The sequence below is a fragment of the Chitinophaga sp. MM2321 genome (assembly GCF_964033635.1).
In the GTDB taxonomy this organism is placed as follows: Bacteria; Bacteroidota; Bacteroidia; order Chitinophagales; family Chitinophagaceae; genus Chitinophaga.
Genome location: NZ_OZ035533.1, coordinates 787,525 through 808,718 on the forward strand (window position 1 = coordinate 787,525; position 21,194 = coordinate 808,718).

At 45.0% G+C, this 21,194-nt stretch carries 17 protein-coding genes; 11 read left to right on the forward strand and 6 right to left on the reverse strand.

The features are described 5' to 3' along the window. Positions 1–32 precede the first annotated feature (32 nt). Both yidC and ABQ275_RS02875 read left to right on the forward strand, forming a co-directional pair. Positions 33–1,874: a membrane protein insertase YidC gene (gene yidC / locus ABQ275_RS02870; protein WP_349316761.1), complete on the forward strand. Its 1,842-nt coding sequence runs from the start codon at positions 33–35 to the stop codon at positions 1,872–1,874. 76 nt (positions 1,875–1,950) lie between these two features. Beyond that, complete coding sequence (locus ABQ275_RS02875; protein WP_349316762.1) at positions 1,951–2,880, forward strand: M20/M25/M40 family metallo-hydrolase; 930 nt, start codon at positions 1,951–1,953, stop codon at positions 2,878–2,880. 10 nt (positions 2,881–2,890) lie between these two features. Here the strand turns inward: ABQ275_RS02875 and ABQ275_RS02880 are convergent, their stop codons facing one another. The 4 genes from ABQ275_RS02880 to ABQ275_RS02895 form a co-directional block, all read right to left on the reverse strand. Beyond that, the gene (locus tag ABQ275_RS02880; RefSeq protein ID WP_349316763.1) at positions 2,891–3,511 is read right to left on the reverse strand and encodes a SprT-like domain-containing protein; all 621 of its coding nucleotides are present in this window, start codon (positions 3,509–3,511) and stop codon (positions 2,891–2,893) included. Continuing rightward, positions 3,511–3,840, reverse strand: coding sequence for a hypothetical protein (locus ABQ275_RS02885; RefSeq protein ID WP_349316764.1), 330 nt, complete (start codon positions 3,838–3,840; stop codon positions 3,511–3,513). The genes ABQ275_RS02880 and ABQ275_RS02885 overlap by 1 nt, the downstream gene beginning before the upstream one ends. 242 nt (positions 3,841–4,082) lie before the next feature. Next, a complete protein-coding gene (locus ABQ275_RS02890) occupies positions 4,083–4,511 on the reverse strand; it encodes a polymer-forming cytoskeletal protein (protein WP_349316765.1) in 429 nt (142 codons plus the stop codon). 142 nt (positions 4,512–4,653) lie between these two features. Next, entirely contained in the window at positions 4,654–5,058 is a 405-nt protein-coding gene (locus tag ABQ275_RS02895) for a hypothetical protein (RefSeq protein ID WP_349316766.1), read from the reverse strand. A 338-nt stretch (positions 5,059–5,396) separates the two neighbouring features. Between ABQ275_RS02895 and ABQ275_RS02900 the strand changes: the two genes are divergently transcribed. After that, positions 5,397–8,393, forward strand: coding sequence for a hypothetical protein (locus ABQ275_RS02900; protein WP_349316767.1), 2,997 nt, complete (start codon positions 5,397–5,399; stop codon positions 8,391–8,393). Between the two features lie 365 nt (positions 8,394–8,758). Next, positions 8,759–11,047, forward strand: a complete 2,289-nt coding sequence (locus ABQ275_RS02905; protein ID WP_349316768.1) for a transglycosylase domain-containing protein — start codon at positions 8,759–8,761, stop codon at positions 11,045–11,047. A gap of 105 nt (positions 11,048–11,152) precedes the next feature. Here ABQ275_RS02905 and sucC read toward each other — a convergent pair whose 3' ends face one another. Further along, complete coding sequence (gene sucC, locus ABQ275_RS02910; RefSeq protein WP_349316769.1) at positions 11,153–12,367, reverse strand: ADP-forming succinate--CoA ligase subunit beta; 1,215 nt, start codon at positions 12,365–12,367, stop codon at positions 11,153–11,155. Between the two features lie 128 nt (positions 12,368–12,495). Here sucC and ABQ275_RS02915 point away from each other — a divergent pair, with 128 nt between their 5' ends. The 7 genes from ABQ275_RS02915 to ABQ275_RS02945 all read left to right on the forward strand — a co-directional run bounded on the left by ABQ275_RS02915 (position 12,496) and on the right by ABQ275_RS02945 (position 19,733). Further along, positions 12,496–13,317: a purine-nucleoside phosphorylase gene (locus ABQ275_RS02915; protein WP_349316770.1), complete on the forward strand. Its 822-nt coding sequence runs from the start codon at positions 12,496–12,498 to the stop codon at positions 13,315–13,317. A 19-nt stretch (positions 13,318–13,336) separates the two neighbouring features. Further along, on the forward strand, positions 13,337–15,316 hold the full coding sequence (locus ABQ275_RS02920; protein ID WP_349316771.1) for a putative porin: 1,980 nt from the start codon (positions 13,337–13,339) through the stop codon (positions 15,314–15,316). Positions 15,317–15,340: 24 nt separating this feature from the next. After that, a complete protein-coding gene (locus ABQ275_RS02925; RefSeq protein WP_349316772.1) occupies positions 15,341–15,730 on the forward strand; it encodes an HYC_CC_PP family protein in 390 nt (129 codons plus the stop codon). A gap of 83 nt (positions 15,731–15,813) precedes the next feature. Continuing rightward, positions 15,814–16,359, forward strand: coding sequence for a heavy-metal-associated domain-containing protein (locus ABQ275_RS02930; protein ID WP_349316773.1), 546 nt, complete (start codon positions 15,814–15,816; stop codon positions 16,357–16,359). Positions 16,360–16,370: 11 nt separating this feature from the next. After that, on the forward strand, positions 16,371–17,240 hold the full coding sequence (locus ABQ275_RS02935; protein WP_349316774.1) for a hypothetical protein: 870 nt from the start codon (positions 16,371–16,373) through the stop codon (positions 17,238–17,240). Between the two features lie 5 nt (positions 17,241–17,245). Beyond that, on the forward strand, positions 17,246–17,818 hold the full coding sequence (locus ABQ275_RS02940) for an AraC family transcriptional regulator (RefSeq protein WP_349316775.1): 573 nt from the start codon (positions 17,246–17,248) through the stop codon (positions 17,816–17,818). A 241-nt stretch (positions 17,819–18,059) separates the two neighbouring features. Further along, positions 18,060–19,733, forward strand: a complete 1,674-nt coding sequence (locus ABQ275_RS02945; RefSeq protein ID WP_349316776.1) for a L,D-transpeptidase family protein — start codon at positions 18,060–18,062, stop codon at positions 19,731–19,733. Between the two features lie 143 nt (positions 19,734–19,876). On the opposite strand, the gene ABQ275_RS02950 is transcribed toward ABQ275_RS02945, so the two are convergent. Further along, positions 19,877–21,106 carry an NADP-dependent isocitrate dehydrogenase gene (locus ABQ275_RS02950; RefSeq protein ID WP_349316777.1) on the reverse strand — a complete coding sequence of 410 codons (1,230 nt, stop codon included), beginning with the start codon at positions 21,104–21,106 and terminating at the stop codon, positions 19,877–19,879. Positions 21,107–21,194 lie beyond the last annotated feature (88 nt).

The following is a 21,194-nucleotide window of genomic DNA, read 5'->3' on the forward strand; positions in this document are numbered from 1 at the left end:
TACCTTTGCTGCCTAAATTTTAATTGCATTTCATGGATAGAAATTCGGTTATTGGGTTTTTACTGTTAGGCGTATTACTGGTAGGATATATTTTCTTTAACCAGAAACAACAGGTAAATATCACTAAGGAGAAAGCCCGGCAAGATTCCATCGCTAATCTTAATAAGCCTAAAACGGTATTCACAGATACGGCGAAACTGGCTACAGGTAATGCTGTACAAACTGATTCCGCTCAACATGCACAGCTTACAGGCGAATTCGGTGCTTTTGCCGCAGCCGCCGTTGGCAGCGTGCAGACTACTATCGTGGAAAATGATGATGTGAAAATCACTTTCTCCAATAAAGGTGGACAACCGGCCAGTGTGCAGTTGAAAAAATTCAAAACTTCCGATGGCGCCCCGTTGATGTTGCTGCAAGGTTCTTTCAACCGCCTGTCGCTGGAAGTTCCTGCCAGTTCCAGCAAAGTGCTGAACAGTGCTGACCTGTTCTTTACCCCCAGCCCTGTACAGAAGCTGGCTGATGGCACACAGTCTGTCAGCTACCGCCTGAATACAAGCGATCCTGCTGCTTATCTTGAGTTTGTATATAATGTAAAACCAGGTACTTATATCGTTGATTACACCATTCATGCCGTGGGCCTCCAGGGTCTGATGCCGGGTAATCAGAACTACCTGAACCTACAATGGAACAGCCAGGAAGATAAACAGGAGCACGACATGGAAAATGAGCGCCTCAACAACCAGGTGCACTACATGTATAGCAATGAAAAGCATGATTACTTCACCTTACAGCGTACTGCCCACGAAAAACTGGAAAACAAGCTGAAATGGGTGAGCGTAAAACAGCAGTTCTTCAATACTACGCTGATCGCTAAAAAGGATAATTTCAACAGTGCTGAAGTAAATGCGAAAGTTCCTGAAAGCGGTAATATCGTAGGACAAACCTTCGCCACGCTGCAAATACCTTACAACCGGGCCAATGATTTTACCTTCCCCATAGAAATTTATTATGGTCCTAACCACTATAAAACGCTGAAGTCATTTGACCTGGGCCTGGAAAAGATTATTCCACTGGGTACAGGCATTTTCGCTTTTGTGAAGTATGTAAACACCTGGATCATTATCCCCGTGTTTAACTTCCTGAGTGGATTTATCGGCAGCTATGGCGTGATCATCATTTTGCTGACCCTCTTCATCCGCTTGCTGATAGCACCTTTCACTTACCAGAGCTATGTGTCTCAGGCCAAGATGAAGGTACTGAAGCCTGAAATAGATGCACTGAAAGCCAAACATGGCGACGACCAGCAGGCTTTTGGCGTGGAGCAGATGAAACTGTTCAAAAGTGCCGGCGTGAACCCGCTGGGAGGCTGTTTACCTGCTTTATTGCAGTTACCGATCCTGGTAGCGATGTACAGCTTCTTCCCATCCTCTATTGAACTGCGTCAGGAAAGCTTCCTGTGGGCAAAGGATTTATCAACCTATGATTCTATCCTGAACCTGCCATTTACGATACCGTTCTATGGTAGTCACATCAGCTTGTTCACCATCCTGATGACTGTTACCAGCTTGATCCTGGCGTTCTACAACCGTGGAATGACCGATCAGAGCAACCCGGTTATGAAGTATATGCCTTACATGATGCCCGTGATGTTACTGGGAATCTTTAACAGGCTGGCAGCTGCCCTCACGTTCTACTACTTCCTGTCCAACGTGATCAGTATCGCGCTGCAGTGGGTGATTCAGACATTTATCATCAATCATGATAAGATTCACGCACAGATCCAGGAGAATAAGAAGAAACCTGTCAGCAAATCCAAATGGCAGGAGAAGCTGGAAGAAGTGCAGAAGCGGCAAGTGCAGCAAAAGAAAAAGTAATGAACAGATAAGAAAGATTAAATAGTGGGAGCCCTCAGCAGTAATGCTGGGGGCTTTTGCATAACCCGGTTGTTATATGATGAAGAGAAGCTTGTTATTGTTGATGCTGGCAGGAGGGTTGTCCACTGCCCATGCACAGGACACCCTGCCCAATGCCGGCAGGATACAGCAAATTGTAAACTATCTCGCCTCGGAGAAGCTGAAAGGCAGGGGTACAGCAGAAAAGGGCGGTATGAAAGCCAGCCGCTTTGTGGCTAAGCAATTTAAAAAACTGGGACTACAGCCGGTTAATGGCAGCAGTTACTTCCAGGATTTTACTTTTGATAAGAACGCGCATAAAAATGTTCCCAGCAGGAATGTACTTGGATTCCTGGATAACGGGGCCGCACATACGATTGTTATTGGCGCCCACTATGATCACTTGGGTACGGCCGGTTTATTCGATGGCAAATATCCCATCGGGGAGATTCATAACGGTGCAGATGATAATGCGTCTGGTGTAGCCGGTTTGCTGGAGCTGGCCCGTCATTATGTGAAGAATAAGCAGAAAGAACCCTTTAATTTTCTCTTTATCGCTTTCGGCGGTGAGGAGCTGGGGCTACAGGGATCGAAATATTACACGGCTCACCCGTTGCAGCCATTGGATAAAGTGCATTTTATGCTGAATATGGACATGATAGGCCGCTATAATCCTGAAAGGGGTATTGGTATCGGTGGTTTTGGCAGTGCAGCAGAGTGGCCGGCCATCTTCAAAGATGTGCAACAGCCGGGGATCCGGTATTTTACAGATGCTTCCGGCAAAGGCGCGTCTGATCACCACAATTTTTATATGCACCGGGTGCCTGTGATGTTTTTTCATACCGGTGGGCATGACGACTATCATAAGCCAACAGACGATGCGCCTAAATTACAGGCTGCATCAGAAGCCAGCATTTTGTTATTGGGTATTCAGCTGATTAATAAAGCGATGAGCTTTGAGCAATTGCATTATGTAGGAGAACAATAGATCAGTAACCTTAACTGGCCAGTTCCACTTCATAAATGGGACTGAAAAGATAAATACGGCGGGACGCTACCTCTTCACAACGGTAGCGTTTTCTTATTTTTTCACCTTTCCGGAATACGCGGCCGTCTTTTGTTTTAAACAACTGGTCTGGCGGTAACTGTTCTATAAAAAAATGGGTATCGGGGGTATTATCATAGTTCCGGAGTACCCGCATCAGCTGATCATCTGCGCAGGAGCTGGCGCCGGGATTCGTCATACTTTGCCGTACGGCGAGTTCCACATCCGGTGGCAGCAGGTTTTTGCCTACAAAGTCGCGGAGGATGAGGCCATATTCGTATTTCCATTCTTTACCATGAGAAAGCACACGGTCGGCGTACTTGTTAAAGGTGATCAGGTGTGCAATTTCATGAAGGAGGGTGAGGAGGAAGGCGTATTTATTCAGGGAGCCATTTACGCTGATACGATGGCCTTTACCGCGCCCATCAGGGGGGCGGTAGTCACCCAGGATGCTTTTCCGTTCTCTGGCAACGGTGAGGTGAACTTTATGTGTGGTTATAAAATCCATTACCTGCTCAAAGGTACCTGTGGGTAAATATGACGCTAAAGCATTTAATGGCGCCTGTTTCTTCACTACGATTTATTTTTTAGCCTTGTGAGCCGGTATAGGCTCAGTGTTTCAAATACGGTATATACCAGGTACAGGAACAATAGCATGAAAATCGTGAGCTTGCTCACATGGGGCTTGTAAATCAGCACATAGGTAACAATACCGAGTACACAGAGTACCAGTTTGCTGAGTGTAGAGCCATATACGGCGCGTACAAATGCGTGTTGGTTGGAAGAGGCGAGCCCTTTGCGGCTCATCATGTAGGAGACCAGTGTTATTAATGCCAGTACCAGGTTGCCGGCCATCAGCACATAAATATGTACGCCGATATCCAGTAACCTGGGCTTGAACACTACTATAAGGCCATTTAAAATTCCAAAAACTGAAAATAATCTGATTAAAAATCTATCACTCATGCCGTCGGGTATCTTTTATAATTTGCCACAAAAGTAGGGCTAATGCCAGTAAAGAAAAAATGATCAGGAATACAGGGAACCGCCAGCCGATCCGCTGGTCTAATTTATACCCTGCAAACACTGCCAATCCCAATGTGGCCATCATTTGAAACGCCAACCCGGCATAACGTAATACGGGATTATGCTTCCTGCTGGGCTTCCTGGAGGACGGATTTTCCATTTTTCTTGTTGTCTGGCGCCGGTTGGTTATCCATGAAGCAACGGCCGTTGAATTTAGCGGTTGGCTCCATTTCAAATTGTGTGGTATACACATCTCCCTGTACCAGCGCATTGGATTTCAGGAATAATAATTCTTCTACCTTAATGATACCGGTTACCTTACCCAGAATATCTGCACTCTGACAAACCAGGTCGCCAATGATATCTCCTTCAGGACCCACTACTATCTTGGCTTTTGTTGATACCAGCCCATTTACCTGTCCATCGATCCTGATATCGCCTTCACATACAATATCACCCTGGATAGAAGTTCCGCTGCCTATAATATTAATTGTAGACGTAGGTAACAAGGTCTTATTGTCACCTTTTGATTTCTGATTGTTAAACATAGGTTTTCAGGTTTTTCAAGTTTAGCAATGTAAGATAAATAAAATATATAAATATTTTTCAATTTAGGAATGTAGGAATTTTATGGTCTGAGCGTAAACTACCCGTAAATTCTCAAATTATCAAACCGTAAATCTTAAATTTTTAATAAGTACTGTTATCTACTTTAGGCACTTTTAACATCGTAGTATCCAGTTTACCGGTAAAATCACCGTTGATCACCTTCTTCATGTTATCCAGGTACTGATCCCGGGCAATGATGGCTGTTTCCAGTGAGTCTGCGCGCATTTTAAGCTGGATAAATTCTTTACGTTGTTTCAGATCACCATATCCTGGAATATAATAGCGCAATGGTGTAAATACCACTGTAGCCACGGTAATAGCTACCAGCAGTACAAACAAGGTACTCAACGCTATATACACACTCATCCTGGAAAGTTTAAAGGACGTAACTTCTTCGTATGTGTCGTCATTCATAATTACCAGGCGGTATTTATGACTCAGTTTTTCCAGGTTTCTTCTATTGTTTTTCTTCCCCTTATTTGCCATTATGTGGTAATACTTATAGAGATTTATTCGTTTTCAGGCGGCTAAAGTTAATCATTATTGTATAATCAGGAATAGTGTTTTGCCGTTTGCCTGCCAGCAGGTGGATTTTTATTTGAAAACCAGTACTTTAATCGCTGCTGCGGACATAAAAAAGTCGGTTTGCCGTTAATAATGGCAGAAAGCAATCAACTATTTTATCCTATCTTTAAAATATTTTTTCAAACAATAAGTTATATATATTTAGCCTATACACCCTGGCATCCATGAATTGCTATACATCGCTACAGAAATATCCGGTTTTATTTTTTTTATTGTTTTGCATGGGATTTCCGGCGGTTATGGCGCAAAATAGGCCCCGGAACGATTCATCGCAACAACGGCAATCACAGAACAATACCACACGTAAATCTCAGAGCAATCCTCAGAGCAAACCCCTCTTTAAGCCCAAAGAGCCAAGGGTACAGGATCGTCGTCCCCCTTCTGAAGTAATGCTGGAAAAGAAACGCTGGAATTTTAAACGGAAGTTTTTCCAGAATATGGCCACGCACTATAATTACTATTTTCACGCCCGCGCTAAAATGAACAATGTAGTGAGAACTGCCGGCCGCGACGGACAAGATAATTATAACATACTGCTGCCTTTTTACCCGGTAAGTATGCATGGGGAGGGCTTCAACAAAGGAGAGCTGGATTCCGTGATAGAAAAAACCAACATGGCCATTCAGTTGCACGATCCGCGGGGTAAGTGGATAGACGACTGTTTCCTGCTCATGGGCCGCGCCTATTTATATGAAGGTGACCTGGATAACGCCAATAAAACATTTCAATACATCAATATCACTTTTGCCCCGAAAAAGAAATCGGAGTATAAAACCGTTGTAGGTTCCAGTGAAAAGGATCAGATCTCTATTGCCTCCGCAGAAAAAACAAAAGGCATCTTCGGACGCTTCAAACATACCTACGCACGCAATGACGCCTTCCTGTGGCGGGCAAAAACATTGCTGGAACAAAAAGAATACGATGAAGTAAGGGCGCTGCTGAATGTACTGAACACAGATCCTAATTTTCCGCACCGACTGGATGGCGGACTGGCAGAAGTACGCGCCTACAGCAGCTATATACAGGGACGCTACCCTGAAACGATTGAACCCCTGAAAGAGGCCATCAAAAAGAGCCGTGATAAGGTATCCAAGGCCAGGATGTCCTACATCCTGGGGCAGCTGTATGTACAGCAGCACCAGAAAGATTCTGCAATGGAACAGTTCCGGGGAGTGATCAGCCTGAAGCCCGATCCGATGATGGACTTCCAGGCCAGGTTGCAGATAGCCAAAATGAATGCGGAAACAGAAGGGGGACTGGCACAAAGCCAGGCAGGACTGCACCATATGCTGAAAAAGGAAAGGTTTATCAATTTCCGCGATGCCATCCTGTATACCATGGGCACCCTGGAATATCCTAAAGACCCGGAAGCGGCGCTTGGTTACATGCAGAAATCATTGCAGGTACCCAGCAATAACCTGATCCAGCGTACACTTACCTATAAAGGCATCGCCGATATTTATTATGACCAGCGTCAATACCTGGATGCCAAAAAATATTATGACAGCACAGCGGGTATAATGACTCCTGAATTTGTGGATGCCGCCACCGTAACTATCCGCAAAGATGTATTGGCGGAGGTAGCGGGAAAGCTGGCAATCATCCGGAAAGAGGACAGTCTGCAACGCATTGCTGCCATGCCCGAATCCGAGCGAAACATTTTTCTGGCCAAAACAGCCGCTGTGATAAAAACCGCAGCTGCTGAAAAGAAAACAGCCGATGCCATGCAGGCGGCCAACTCATTTGACAGTCCAACCTTTGAATCCAATAATGGCGGCGCATACAGCCCTAAAGAAGAGAAAGGCGACTGGTACTTTTATAACCAGGGCAGCAAATCTGCCGGCTACTCTGAATTTAAACGCAGATGGGGCAACAGGCAACCTGCTGATAACTGGCGGCGTAGCCAGAATGGGGTGGTAAACGCTGCCAACAGCAATGCCCCGATCCAGCTGACGGATGCACCCGGTGCTTCATCTCCCGAAAATCTTCCTCCGGATAGTATTACCGGTGAAAGCCTGGCGTTGGGGCTACCCCTGACACCGGAAAAACTGGCTGCTTCTGTAAAAATGACCCAGGATGCCTGGTTTGATCTTGGCAAACTGTATCACGATAAACTGGAAAACTTCCCGCTGGCTATAGAAACTTATGACTCGCTGCTGATCATCTACCCGGATCATCCCCGTAAACCGGAAGTTCTTTATTCACTGTATGTATGGCATGGTAAACTGAATCATACTGCAGCAGCAGGCCGGTATAAAAACATGGTCCTTAACCAGTACGGCAATACGAATTTTGCAGACATTATCCGTTCCGGCGGTCTGAAAGACCTGGAAGGGCCCAAGAAAAAAGCGGTGAGTGCCGCCTATGATTCGGCTTACACCGCTTTCCGCAATGGCGACTATGCCGGTGCGCTTGCCCGCAAACGTATGGCGGATACCACCTACGGCTTCAACTTCCTGCAACCTAAGTTCGACTTGCTGGAAGCAATGATCATCGTAAAAACGGACACCCTGTACGCCGGCGATACAGCGCAGCTTTCCCGCAAAGCAGTGATGGCGGTGATGAATAAATATGCGGCGGATGACGCCATCCGCTCCCAGGCCAAGGCGCTGCTGGATGCACTGGATCACCGCGCGGAGCTGGTAGATTACCTCGGTAAACTGGAAGTACGGAAAGTGGATGATAAAGGCGTACTGCTGGACGAAAATGTGTCCATGCGGTATCCATGGCAAAATCCGCAGCCTGTACTGACTGATAAACTGAATGGGGCTAAATCCCCGGCAGATTCCGCACAGATCCTGGCTAAGCTGGCTGGTGCGCCCCCTGCGCCCCTGGTACCGCAGAAGCCTGTTACACCGTATCAGCTGAAAGCCGATAACCCGCATTTTGTGGTGCTGTCATTTCAGCGGGTATCCAAAGAACTGATGGACGAAGGGCTGAAAGAATTTACCCGGTATAATGCTGCCAAACATGCTACGGATAAAATAGAGGTGGGAAGTTTTGTGCTGACACCCGGTGATGTGATGCTTATTTTCCGGATGTTCCCGAATGAAGACAAGGCGCTGGATTATTTTGACGAGATCAGGGACGAAGCTGCGGTGAACATTATCCCCCGGATCCGTCCTACAGAATATTCCTTTTTTATTATTTCGAGAGATAATTTTATTTTGTTGAACAGTACCAAAGACCTGACCGGTTACCGGAAGTTCTTTACAGATAATTATGTTACCCAATAGTATTTAGCGATTCCCGATTTTGAGATGTAGCCATTTAGTCGTCACTGGAGATAACTCCCTGAAACTAAACGGCTACATCTCAAAATCAGGAAATCTCTAAATATTTAATAGATTTGTGGGTCAAATTGTTAGTAAACAGGCCTGTTTATTGCTATTTGACACTTTATTGAAAAAAAAATTCGTTTAGCCAACGATAGTAAGCAACTGTCCATAACTTAAAACTCAGGCGGTCAGGCCATAAACAAATCATATAGCGCATGAAAAAATCGGTGAAAATATTGTGGGGTGCGGCTTTTGGTATTTTATCTCTATTAATACTTTTTGTTTTACTTATTAATTTCCGGATAATTGGTAACATGCCTTCTATGGAGGAACTCGAGAACCCACGTGCAGCACTGGCTTCCGAGGTAATTGCTGATGACGGGACTATTTTAGGTAAATATTACCAGGTAGATCGTTCGAGCAGTGATTATAATGAGATCTCCAAAAATGTAATCAATGCCCTGATAGCTACAGAAGAAACCCGGTTCTATGATAACTCCGGTATCGATGCGAAAGGCACGATGGCGATTCCTTTTTACCTGCTGATTGGTAAAAAACGTGGTTCAAGTACTATTACACAACAGCTGGCCCTCAACCTGCAAACAGATAACCTGGGGAAACAACGTTCTACCAACCCTATCGGCAGGGGGTTTCAGAAATTACAGGAATGGATCATTGCCATAAAACTGGAAAGAAATTTTACCAAAGAAGAAATCCTGACCCTGTATCTGAATACGGTTGCTTTCGGAGATAACGTATATGGTATTGAAAATGGCGCCCGTACTTTTTTTAGTAAGGATGCCGGACATCTGTCAATAGAAGAAGCGGCTATACTGGTGGGAATGCTGAAAGGTAATACCATGTATAATCCCCGTCGTAATCCGCAGCTGGCGCTCAGCCGCCGGAATACCGTAATAGATAATATGGTGGAATCCGGGTTTATTAAACCGGCGGAAGCCACTGCTGCCAAAAGCAAACCAATTGTATTACACTATAATAAAATAGACCACAACAAAGGACTGGCGCCTTATTTCCGGGAAGTATTGCGGGATGAGCTGAAATCATGGTGTAAAAATCATAATAAAGCAGATGGCACGCCGTATAACCTTTACCGTGATGGTCTGAAAATATATACTACCATTAACCCGCGTATGCAGGTGTATGCAGAAGAAGCGGTAGCCAAACACCTGCAGGTATTGCAGAAATTCCTGTCTGCACAATCAGATGTGAAGACCGGCAGCGTATGGAAGAAATGGCCGCAATACCTGGATAAATACACAAAAGAATCTGAACGCTACAAGGCCATGAAGGAAGATGAAGCTTCTGACTCAGTGATTGCAAAGGCATTCAATACACCGGTGAAAATGAAGGTGTTTGCCTGGAGGAGTTCTACAGAACCGGATTTGAATGAGATAGATACCACCATGACCCCACTGGATTCCATTAAATATATGCGTGCAGTATTGCAGGCTGGTTTTATGGCGATGGACCCTGAAAGCGGTGAAGTAAAAGCATGGGTAGGTGGTCCTGATTTCCGTTATTTTAAAAATGACCACGTAGCTAAAACCCGCCGTCAGGTAGGTTCTACCTTCAAACCTTTCCTGTATTGTTTTGCTATCATGAATGGGATGTCGCCCAATACCATGCTGCCGAATGAACCGGTAACCATTGGTAAATGGACCCTTTCCCGTAACTCGGAAGGTAGCGTAGGCGGTAACATCACGATGGCCGGTGCGCTGGCAAGATCACTCAACCTGGTGTCTGCCTACCTGATCAAACAGATCGGGGCTAAAGCATTCGCCGACTTTGCACAAAACAAGATCGGCTTTGAAAGTGAGATTCCACCTTATCCTTCTATTGCTTTGGGTACGCCGGAAATTTCTTTGTATGAAATGTTGCGGGCCTATACGATGTTCCCAGCCAGGGGCATCAATACCAAACCTATTTATATTACCCGTATAGAAGACCGTAACGGTAATATCCTGGAAACATTTGCACCGGTAAAACGTGAAGTGATCAGTGAAAAAGAATCCTATACCATGGTGAAGATGATGGAAGGCGTATTGTTACCCGGCGGTACAGGTGCGCGTATGCGTTCCCGTTATAACCTGCAGGGCGAAATGGCAGGTAAAACAGGTACCACCAACGATAACACCGATGGCTGGTTTATGGGTTATACGCCTAAATTGCTGGCAGGCGCCTGGGTAGGTTGCGAAAATAACTTTATTCACTTTGCTACTACCGGTATTGGTCAGGGTGCTAATACAGGCTTGCCTATATGGGCTTATTTCATGCAGAAAGTGTATGCTGATAAAACCCTTAAAATTAACAGCACTGATAAGTTTGAAGTACCTGCCAATATGAGCGATGAAACGTATTCCAACTTCGATACCAATGTAAAACCAGGTGCTGAAGCAGAAGATATCGGTAATGGTTCGGCAGAAGATTTTGGTACTGGTTCAGAAAGTGATTATGCCACACCGGGAGCAGATAAACCGGCAGCAGAACCTGCTCAAAAGCCAAAGGAAGAAAATAAACCGGCTACCAACAAGCCTAAAGATGATAATAAGCCTGCACCTAAGGCGGTGTATCCTCCTAAAAGGGATGAATAGCTTGATAGTAGCCCTGGGTTAAAACCCAGGGATAATGATATAAAAAGAAAGGTCCCGGTATTATACCGGGACCTTTCTTTTTGGACGAATATGTTTGTGTAATTATTAAGCTTTTATGGCTTTGTTTACCAGGTCAGCAGCTTCGCTGAGAAGGGTGGCAGACTGTACTTTCAGGCCGCTTGCTTCGATCAGTTCTTTTGCTTCTGCAGCATTGGTACCCTGTAAGCGTACAATGATCGGAACAGTGATGTTACCGATAGATTTGTATGCATCGATTACACCTTGTGCAACCCTGTCGCAACGAACGATACCACCGAAGATATTGATCAGGATAGCCTGTACTTTAGGGTCTTTCAGGATGATACGGAAACCTGCTTCCACAGTTTGTGCGTTGGCAGTACCGCCTACGTCCAGGAAGTTGGCAGGCTCACCGCCGCTCAGTTTGATCATGTCCATAGTAGCCATGGCCAGACCGGCGCCGTTTACCATACAGCCTACGTTACCATCCAGTTTTACGAAGTTCAGGTTGTATTTGCTGGCTTCTACTTCTGTAGGATCTTCTTCTGAAATATCACGCAGTGCTTCCAGGTCGGGATGGCGCATCAGGGCGTTGTCATCCAGGTTTACTTTAGCATCTACGGCGATGATTTTTTCATCACTGGTTTTGAACAGCGGATTAATTTCCAGCATGCTGCAATCCAGTCCTACGTATGCGTTATAAAGACTGGTAACAAATTTTACCATGTTTTTAAACGCTTCACCGCGCAAACCGAAGTTGAAGGCGATGTTACGCGCCTGGAACGGTTGCAGGGTCATATTTGGTTTTACCCACTCTTTGAATATTTTTTCCGGTGTGCTGTGTGCTACTTCTTCGATGTCCATACCACCTTCGGTAGAGTACATAATTACGTTCTCACCTTCGGTACGGTCCAGCAGAATAGACAGGTAGAATTCTTTTACCGGGTTAGCGCCGGGATAGTAAACGTCCTGTGCTACCAATACTTTATTTACCAGTTTACCAGCGGGGCCGGTTTGAATGGTAATCAGGGTGCCCCCCAGGATATTGCCTGCTATGGTTTTAACATCTTCCGCATTTTTGCCTACTGCCACACCTTTCTGCTCTGTACCACGGATTTTACCTTTGCCGCGTCCTCCGGCATGAATTTGCGCCTTTACAACGGCAAACTCATTACCATATTGCACCTTCAGTTGTTTGTAAGCCTCGGCCGCCGCTTCTGGCGTATCTACGGGAATGCCTTCCTGTACCGGTACATTATATTTTTTCAACAGTTCTTTAGCCTGGTACTCGTGTAAGTTCATCGCAATAAAATTTGCCGCTAAATTAGGTCATTATGTTTTAAATATAAAACTGCAATCATTTGTGAATTAAAAAATAACTTTGCGCGGGTTTGTTTTTTAAATCCGACTTTTAATTAATGCATAAACAGATGAGTGAATTAACGGATCAGATCAGGGTAGCAGGGGACTACATCCGCAAACATTGGCAGGGGAGCCCGGTAGCAGGCATTATACTGGGAAGCGGACTAGGTAACCTGGCAGCGGAAATAACAGAAAAGATAGAAATTTCTTACAGTGATATACCACATTTCCCGGAATCTACCGTGGAAGGACATTCCGGTAAACTGATCCTGGGTAATATGCAGGGTAAGCCGGTAGTAGCCATGGCAGGGCGTTTTCACTTTTATGAAGGCTTTTCCATGCAACAGGTAACTTTTCCGGTGCGGGTGATGAAAGAACTGGGTATCCATACTTTATTTATTTCCAATGCAGCCGGTGGTATGAACGCTTCCTTCCAGGTAGGTGATCTTATGGTTATAAAGGATCATATCAATCTGCAACCGGAACATCCGTTGCGCGGCCGGAATGAAGATTCACTGGGGCCCCGTTTTCCGGATATGAGCGAACCCTATTCCAAAACACTCCTGGATGCAGCCTTTAAAATTGCCGCAACCAACAATATATCTTTACACACGGGCGTATATGTAGGCGTACAGGGACCTACCTTTGAAACCAGGGCAGAATATAAATACATGCACCTCATTGGCGGCGATGCAGTAGGTATGAGTACCGTTCCTGAAGTAATTGTAGCTGCACATGCAGGATTGAAAGTGTTTGCCATGAGTGTGATCACCGATATCGGCATCAGGGAAGAAGAGAATGTGATTACGCATGAAGAAGTGCTGGAAGCGGCCAAAGCGGCCGAACCAAAGCTGACACTTATTTTTAGTGAATTAATCCGGCAACTATAAACGTTTTTGTCATTTTCGGATGAGGCATATTATTATTATCATAGCCCTGCTGTTCTTTTGCGGGAATCGATTAGCAGCCCAGTTCAATACCGGGCGCCTGAACAATATGGGCGGCGGTGGTGGCGGCAGCAGTAAAATGCAGCACGACACCGCCAATCATGCGGAAGAGCCGGACACACTCACGCTCACCTATCGTTATCTGGGTGAGCCGACAGACTTCTCCATAGATTCATCTGTGGCGGATTTCCAGCTCAATTTCATGCAGGTGCCGGCCAACTATGTTACGCTCGGCAACAGCGGCTCCGCGGCCCGCAATATCATCTTTACACCATTGATGCGCCCCGGCTTTGATGCGGGCTTTCATGCCTATGATATTTATGCCAATACACACGCCGGCGCACGTTTCTATAGCACCAACCGCCCTTACACGGAAATGAGCTACCTGGTGGGTAGTAAACAGGAACAGGTGATCGGGGTAACGCATACACAAAACCGCACCGACCGTTTCAACTTTGCCTTCGATTATCGTAAAGTAAATGCACCCGGCTATTACCGTACACAAAATACCAATCACGATACCTACCGTCTCACAGCCCGCTATCAGAGTAAAAACAAGCGTGCCAATACCTACATGAGCTTCTATTACAATAAGCTCAATGGTGGCGAAAACGGTGGGATCAAAAACGATTCCTATCTCACAGACCCCACTTACAAACAACGCCGGACCATAGATGTAAACCTGGGCAACTATGATGTACCGGCTTATGGTTTCTTCGGATCATCCATTCCGGTGAAATCACAATACCAGGAAACCGGCTTCCTGGTGCAGCAGCAGTATGATTGGGGAAGAGGAGATTCCATACAAGTAAACGATACAACGATATATTACAAATTTGATCCGCTATTCCGGGTACAATACACATTTAACTACGAAAACAACAACTACCAGTTTATTGATACGGGCCCGGATACCACTTTTTATACAAAGCATTACAACCTGGCATTTATTCCGGGCGACACCATTACTGCCAAACATATCTGGAAAAAGATGTCGAATGACCTCTCCCTGATCCAGTTCCCGGTGCGCGGCAACCTGGGGCACTTTATTAACCTGGGCGCCCGTTTTGAAAGTATTACCGGTACTTTCCTGGATGCAGACATCAACTTTTCAAACCTGGCCCTGCACGGGGAATACCGCAATAAAACCCGTAACAAATTATGGGATTTCTCCGCCAAAGGAGAGTTTTATGTGATAGGGCAAAACATCGGCGACTACAGTGTGGCCGGGATGCTGCGACGTCACCTCAACGATTTGCTGGGAGATGTGAAATTATCCGTCACGAATGTAAACCGGGAGCCTTCTTACGTATATAAATATTTCAATAGTAGCCGGGATACCTGGTACAACAGCAGCCTGGCAAAGGAAAATATCACCCAGTTACAGTTTGCCGCCGAAAACAAAAAGCTGCAATACAACCTGGCAGTGAACTATTACCTGTTCACCAATTACACTTATTTCAGGGACTACTACCACAGCGATCAGGCCACCTCCCTGTTCAACCTGTTGCAGGTAGTATTCAGCAAAAAGATTACCATTGCACCGTTTGCATGGTATGTGGACGTGGCTTTCCAGCAGATACACGGCAATGCACCGCTCAATGTACCGGCATTCTGGACACGTAACCGCTTTGCTTTTGAAAAAACACTGTATAAAAATCTGAACCTGATGACAGGGGTCGAACTGCGCTATAATACCAGCTATTATGCGGATGACTATTCACCGCTGATCGGACAATTTATCTATCAGAATACTACCAAAGTGAAGTATAATGCGCCTGATATCGCAGCATTTGCCCATTTTCGGATCAAATCCTTCTCTGCTTATGTAAGAGTGGAAAACCTGAATACTTTCTTTGCTACCAACAACTATGCGGGGCCTTTATATCCGTATAACGACTTTCAATTCAGGTTAGGGATCAGATGGTGGTTCATTAATTAAATATTCCGTATTTTTGCATTTATCATGAAACGTTTTTTTGCCATATTTTTTGCTTTGTTGTACACTGCGCTGACCAGCGGGTTTACTATCAACGTGCATTATTGCATGGGCAAAATGGCGTCCGTAAAGTTGCAGTCAGCAAATGTTGACAAGTGCAATAAGTGCGGTAAGCCGGCAAAAAGCATGGATTGTTGTAAGAACGAAGTTAAGTTTTGTAAAGTAACGGAGTCGCACCAGGCTGCCAAAGCCCTGCAAAAAGACCTTACAGTTTCGGCAGATCTGCAACTGCCGGTAAGAATATTACCGGTGCCCGCATTATCTGCCCAAAAAATACTGGTGGGGGGTTATCCACATGACCCGCCGGAATCCACAACTACCCCCATTTTCCTCAAAAATTGCACTTTCCTGATCTGATGCAGCTTTCCTGTTATTGATTCCGCATGCGCGGAACAGAAAATAGTATTGCTGTATTTTTTTATTTAATAATTCATCAGATCATGAAGATAGTATCCATTATGCTCCTCGCATTGAGCTTAACTTTCGGCGCCCAGGCGCAATATAAAAAAGCGGCTTTACAAGCTACAGGTCTTACCTGCGCCATGTGTTCAAAAGCTACTTTTGAAGCATTGCAAACTTTACCTTTTGTTGATAAGATAGATACCGATCTCGATAACACCACTTTTGTTCTCTTCTTTAAACCGGATGCAGCCATCAGTATCGACGCCATCAAAGGGAAAGTGGAAGATGCCGGCTTCTCTGTAGGAAAACTGGTAATGACGGCTAACTTCCATGATGTAAAAGTGCAGAATGATGCCCATGTTGCTTTTGGTGGCAGCACTTTACATTTTATGGATGTAAAAAACCAGGTGTTAAATGGTGATAAAGACATCACCGTTATTGACAAGAATTTTGTTTCATCCAAACAGTTCAAAAAATTCACTACCGAAACAAGTATGTCCTGCTACAAAACAGGCGTAATGGAAGATTGCTGCAAACCCGGCACAACGCCAGCTTCTAAAAGGGTTTATCACGTTACCATTTAATACTTGTCAGGATGATGAAACAAATTTTAATGATAGCAGTGGCATGGCTGGCTATGGGCCGTTTTGCCACTGCACAGGAGTTATACGTAAATACGGAACCGGCCAGCAATATGCCGGCTAATTCGCTGGGAATAAGACTGACGAACAAGTTCTTAAAAATGGAGCATACCGGCGATATGGGGATGCGTTTTGAGCCGGAAATCATGTGGGGTGTCAACAAAAACCTGATGCTGCATGCTATCGGCTATGCTTCCAATATGATGCAGCCTTCTATCCGTACGGAAGGAGGAAGCGTGTACGCCAAGTACCGCTTTCTCTCACAGGATAAGCAGCACGCACATTTCAGGATGGCGGCCTATGTAAAAGGCTCGGTAATAGATAACCCTTATTACCCGGTAATGGAAGCAGGCGCCCATCCCACGAGAAAGCCGTATAATAACAGGGAACTGGAGCTGGAAGGGGCTACCTCCGGGGTGTCTGGAGGAGTTATTGCTACACAGTTGTTGCATAAACTGGCATTGTCTACTACGTTGGGATATAACCGTTATATGAATAACCTGAAAGATAATATCCCCGACGGGTTCTCGAAAAATTCCGTAAATTATAGTTTGTCCGCCGGTTACCTGGTGCTACCGGTGAAGTATAAAAACTATAACCAGACCAATTTAAACCTGTACCTGGAATTATTGGGTAAAACCAATACAGATGCCATGGGGCGTGGTTCATACCTGGACATTGCACCAGCAGTACAGTTTATATTTAACAGTACTACCAGACTGGACCTTTCCTACCGCACACAAGTGGCGGGAGAGATGCCCCGGAATACGTTCAACTCTTTTTTAATAAGATTTGAACATAATATTTTCAATATTAAAAAGTAAACCGGATGCAAACAACAGGACTGTTTATTAAAAATATGGTTTGTCCGCGCTGCATTAAGGTAGTCAGATCAGTGCTGGAAGCGGCACAACTGACAGTGAAAGATATTCAGCTGGGAAATGTAACCGTAGCGGGAAAGCTTACTGATGAACAACTGCAGACCGTCGCTATAGCTTTGGAAGCAGAAGGATTTCTGATGATAGATGATAAAAAGCAACAACTGGTAGCCGCGATCAAGAATATTGTTGTGGAAACCGTGCATTATTCCGAGCTGGATGAACTGAAGGAAAACTTCTCTACATTACTCGCCGGTAAGCTGCAAAAGGATTATCATTATCTCAGCAACCTTTTTTCAGAGCTGGAAGGATCTACCATTGAGCAGTATATTATTCAGCAGAAAATTGAAAGGGTAAAAGAATTACTGGATTATAATGAACTTAGTTTGAGCGAAATTGGTTATAAAATGGGATACAGCAGTGTAGCACATTTGTCGGGACAATTCAAAAAAGTGACCGGTCTTACTCCCAGTCAGTTCAAACAATTGAAGACGCCCAAGCGTATTCCCCTGGATAAGTTATAACAATTGCCTCCGCAGGAGATAAAAGATAGTTGTTTTAGTTTTAGTTTGAAGAGAGGCTGCCATTACGTGTAGCCTCTTCTTTAAAATACCGGAAGATGAAAAAAGTAATGTTAAGTATTTTGAGCTTTCTGCAATCTTTATTTACAAAAAAGGATTGTTGCAGGTAGGTTTTGCCCCGCTTTGCAGGAAATATTCCGTTGTGTGAAAATTATATATCTTTACCGCTAGTGATTTACTACAGATGAAGAATAAGATTTTTATTACCAGTTTGTTATGCGGATCCGTAGTGTGTATGTTGTTAGCCTGTGGGAATAAAAAAAAGCACACAACCCCCAAACAAAAAGAAATTGTAGCAAACATCAGGCAATTGGACGAAGTGGTGAAAGAGAGTATTTCAGAACGCCTGAATGCCATTAAGGACAATGAGGGATTAATGGAAGATAGTCTTCCAGCCTTCAGGCCCCAAGCCATCCGTGACTTTTACCAACAGCGTAATGGTGCAGGCCAGTGGTCGCACGATGGTGTGGCAAAACCCGCCGCCGATTCCATGCTGGAGCTGATCCAGCATGCGGAAGATGTGGGACTGCTTCCGGCACACTACCACGAAACAGCTTTAACCGCCGCCTGGCAACAACTTGACAGCGACGTTACCGCAAAAAAAGATGCCGCCTTATGGGCGAGGGTAGATGTAATGATGACCGATGCCTTTATGAAAATGGCTTCTGATCTGCACTTCGGCGCCGCTCCAAGAGATAGCATCACCCTCAAAACAGATTCTCTTTTTACAGATACGATACTGACGGTAAAATTACAGCAGGCTTTGGAAGGAAAGGATATCACCACCGTTCTTCATGCGCTGGAGCCCGATCATGCCGGTTACCTGGCACTGAAAGAAGGTATACAAACCTTCAAAGCAAAATACGCCGGCGCTCATTGGGATACTTTACCGCTGAATTATACGGACACTGTAGTATTCAAACAACAGCTGCTCAACCGCCTGGTACAGAGCGGACACCTGGATACCACCGGCCGTGCTACGGATACGACTATACTAAAACCCGCAATCAAAGCATTTCAGAAAGAATTTAATATCTACCAGGATGGCGTTGCCGGCAAAAGGACCGTGATGGCACTCAACCGGTCGGCCCACGACTGGATTATGCAGGCTGCTGTAAACCTGGACAGGTGGCGGAAACTACCGGATAGTCTGCCAGCCCGGTATATCATGGTCAACATACCATCTTACACACTGCGGGTGATGGATAGCGGCGAAGTAAAACTGGAATCGCGCGTAATTGTGGGCACACCGCGTACACGTACACCGCTTCTGAACTCCTATATGACCAACTTCATGTTGTTCCCATACTGGCGCGTACCTTACAGCATCGTATTTAAAGAGATGCTACCGGCCATCAGAAAAAATGTGGACTACCTGGCATCCAAAAATCTGGAAGTGATAGATGCCGGCGGTAACGCAGTAGATCCCTATGCTATAGACTGGAATAAATTGTCAAAATCACACTTCCCCTACGTATTGCGGCAGATGGATGGTATCGACAATTCATTGGGCATTATGAAATTCAATTTCCGCAATAAATACAGTGTATACCTGCATGACACCAATAACCGCGGGCTGTTTAAGAATTCCATGCGTGCTATGAGTCATGGTTGTGTGCGGGTGCAGCAGTGGGATAGTTTGGCGCAATACCTGGTACGTACCAATGATACCAGCAACCACCGTGGTGATAGTATCCGCGCCTGGATTGGCCGGGAAGAGAAGCGGCAGGTAGACTTACCGAAACATATTCCTATTTATCTGAGGTATTTCACCGCAGAAGGGAAAGACGGTACGCTTGTTTTTTATGATGATATTTATGGAGAAGATAAAGTGGTGAGGAGCCATATGAAACTGTAAAATATTTTGGGATTTTTTGATTTTCGTATTTAGGAATTTATAAATGCAGCGGAGATCAACAGTTGAAATAAAATCAAAAAATGATATTTACGCTGCATTTATAAATTCCTAAATACGAAAATCAAAAAATCCCAAAATATTTATTATTTACCCAGCTTCACTTTCAGCGCACTATCCAGTTCCTGGAGGAATTCTTCTGTGTACAGGTAGTGTTTACCATGCTCTACTTTATTGCCGTGAATACAAACGGCGAGATCTTTGGTCATTTTACCACTTTCAACAACTTCGATACAAACCTGCTCCAGTGCGAGACAGAAGTTGATCAGTTCCTGGTTGTTGTCCAGTTTACCACGGAATTCCAGGCCGCGTGTCCATGCAAAGATGGAAGCGATGGGATTGGTGGAAGTAGGCTTGCCAGCCTGATGCTCGCGGTAGTGACGGGTTACGGTACCATGTGCGGCTTCCGCTTCCATTGTTTTACCATCTGGTGTGATGAGGGTAGAAGTCATCAGACCGAGAGAGCCGAAGCCTTGTGCCACGGTATCAGATTGTACGTCGCCATCGTAGTTCTTACAGGCCCATACAAAGTTACCATGCCATTTCAGGGCGCTGGCTACCATGTCATCGATGAGGCGATGCTCATAGGTTAAGCCGCTTTTCTGAAATTCAGCTTTAAATTCCTGTTGATATATTTCTTCAAAGATATCTTTAAAACGACCATCATATTTTTTCAGGATGGTGTTCTTGGTGCTCAGGTACAGCGGCCATTTTTTCATCAGGGCCTGGTTGAAACATGCACGTGCAAAGCCTTTGATAGATTCGTCGGTATTGTACATAGCGAGTGCTACGCCATCACCCTGGAAGTTGTATACTTCATGTTCTATCACTTCACCGTTTTCACCTTCAAACTTAATGGTGAGCTTGCCTTTACCTTTCGTTACAAAATCAGTAGCGCGGTACTGATCGCCGAAAGCGTGACGGCCTATACAGATAGGAGCTGTCCAGTTTGGCACCAGGCGGGGTACATTCTGCATTACAATGGGTTCACGGAATACAGTACCATCCAGGATATTACGGATAGTACCGTTTGGTGATTTCCACATTTGTTTCAGTTTGAACTCTTTTACACGTTCTTCATCCGGTGTGATGGTGGCGCATTTAATACCTACACCCGCTTCCCTGATAGCATTTGCAGCATCAATAGTTACCTGGTCGTTGGTAGCATCACGATGCTCCATGCCCAGATCATAATATTTAATTTCAACGTCGAGGTATGGAAGTATCAGTTTATCCTTGATGAATTTCCAGATGATCCGTGTCATCTCGTCTCCATCCAGTTCTACTACCGGATTAGCTACTTTAATTTTTGACATTACGGTTTTTTTAAAAAATTAGACTAAAAAGCAATTAAAACGAACAACTATTCAAGCAACTCCCTAAAAGGGATAATCCCGAAAAATA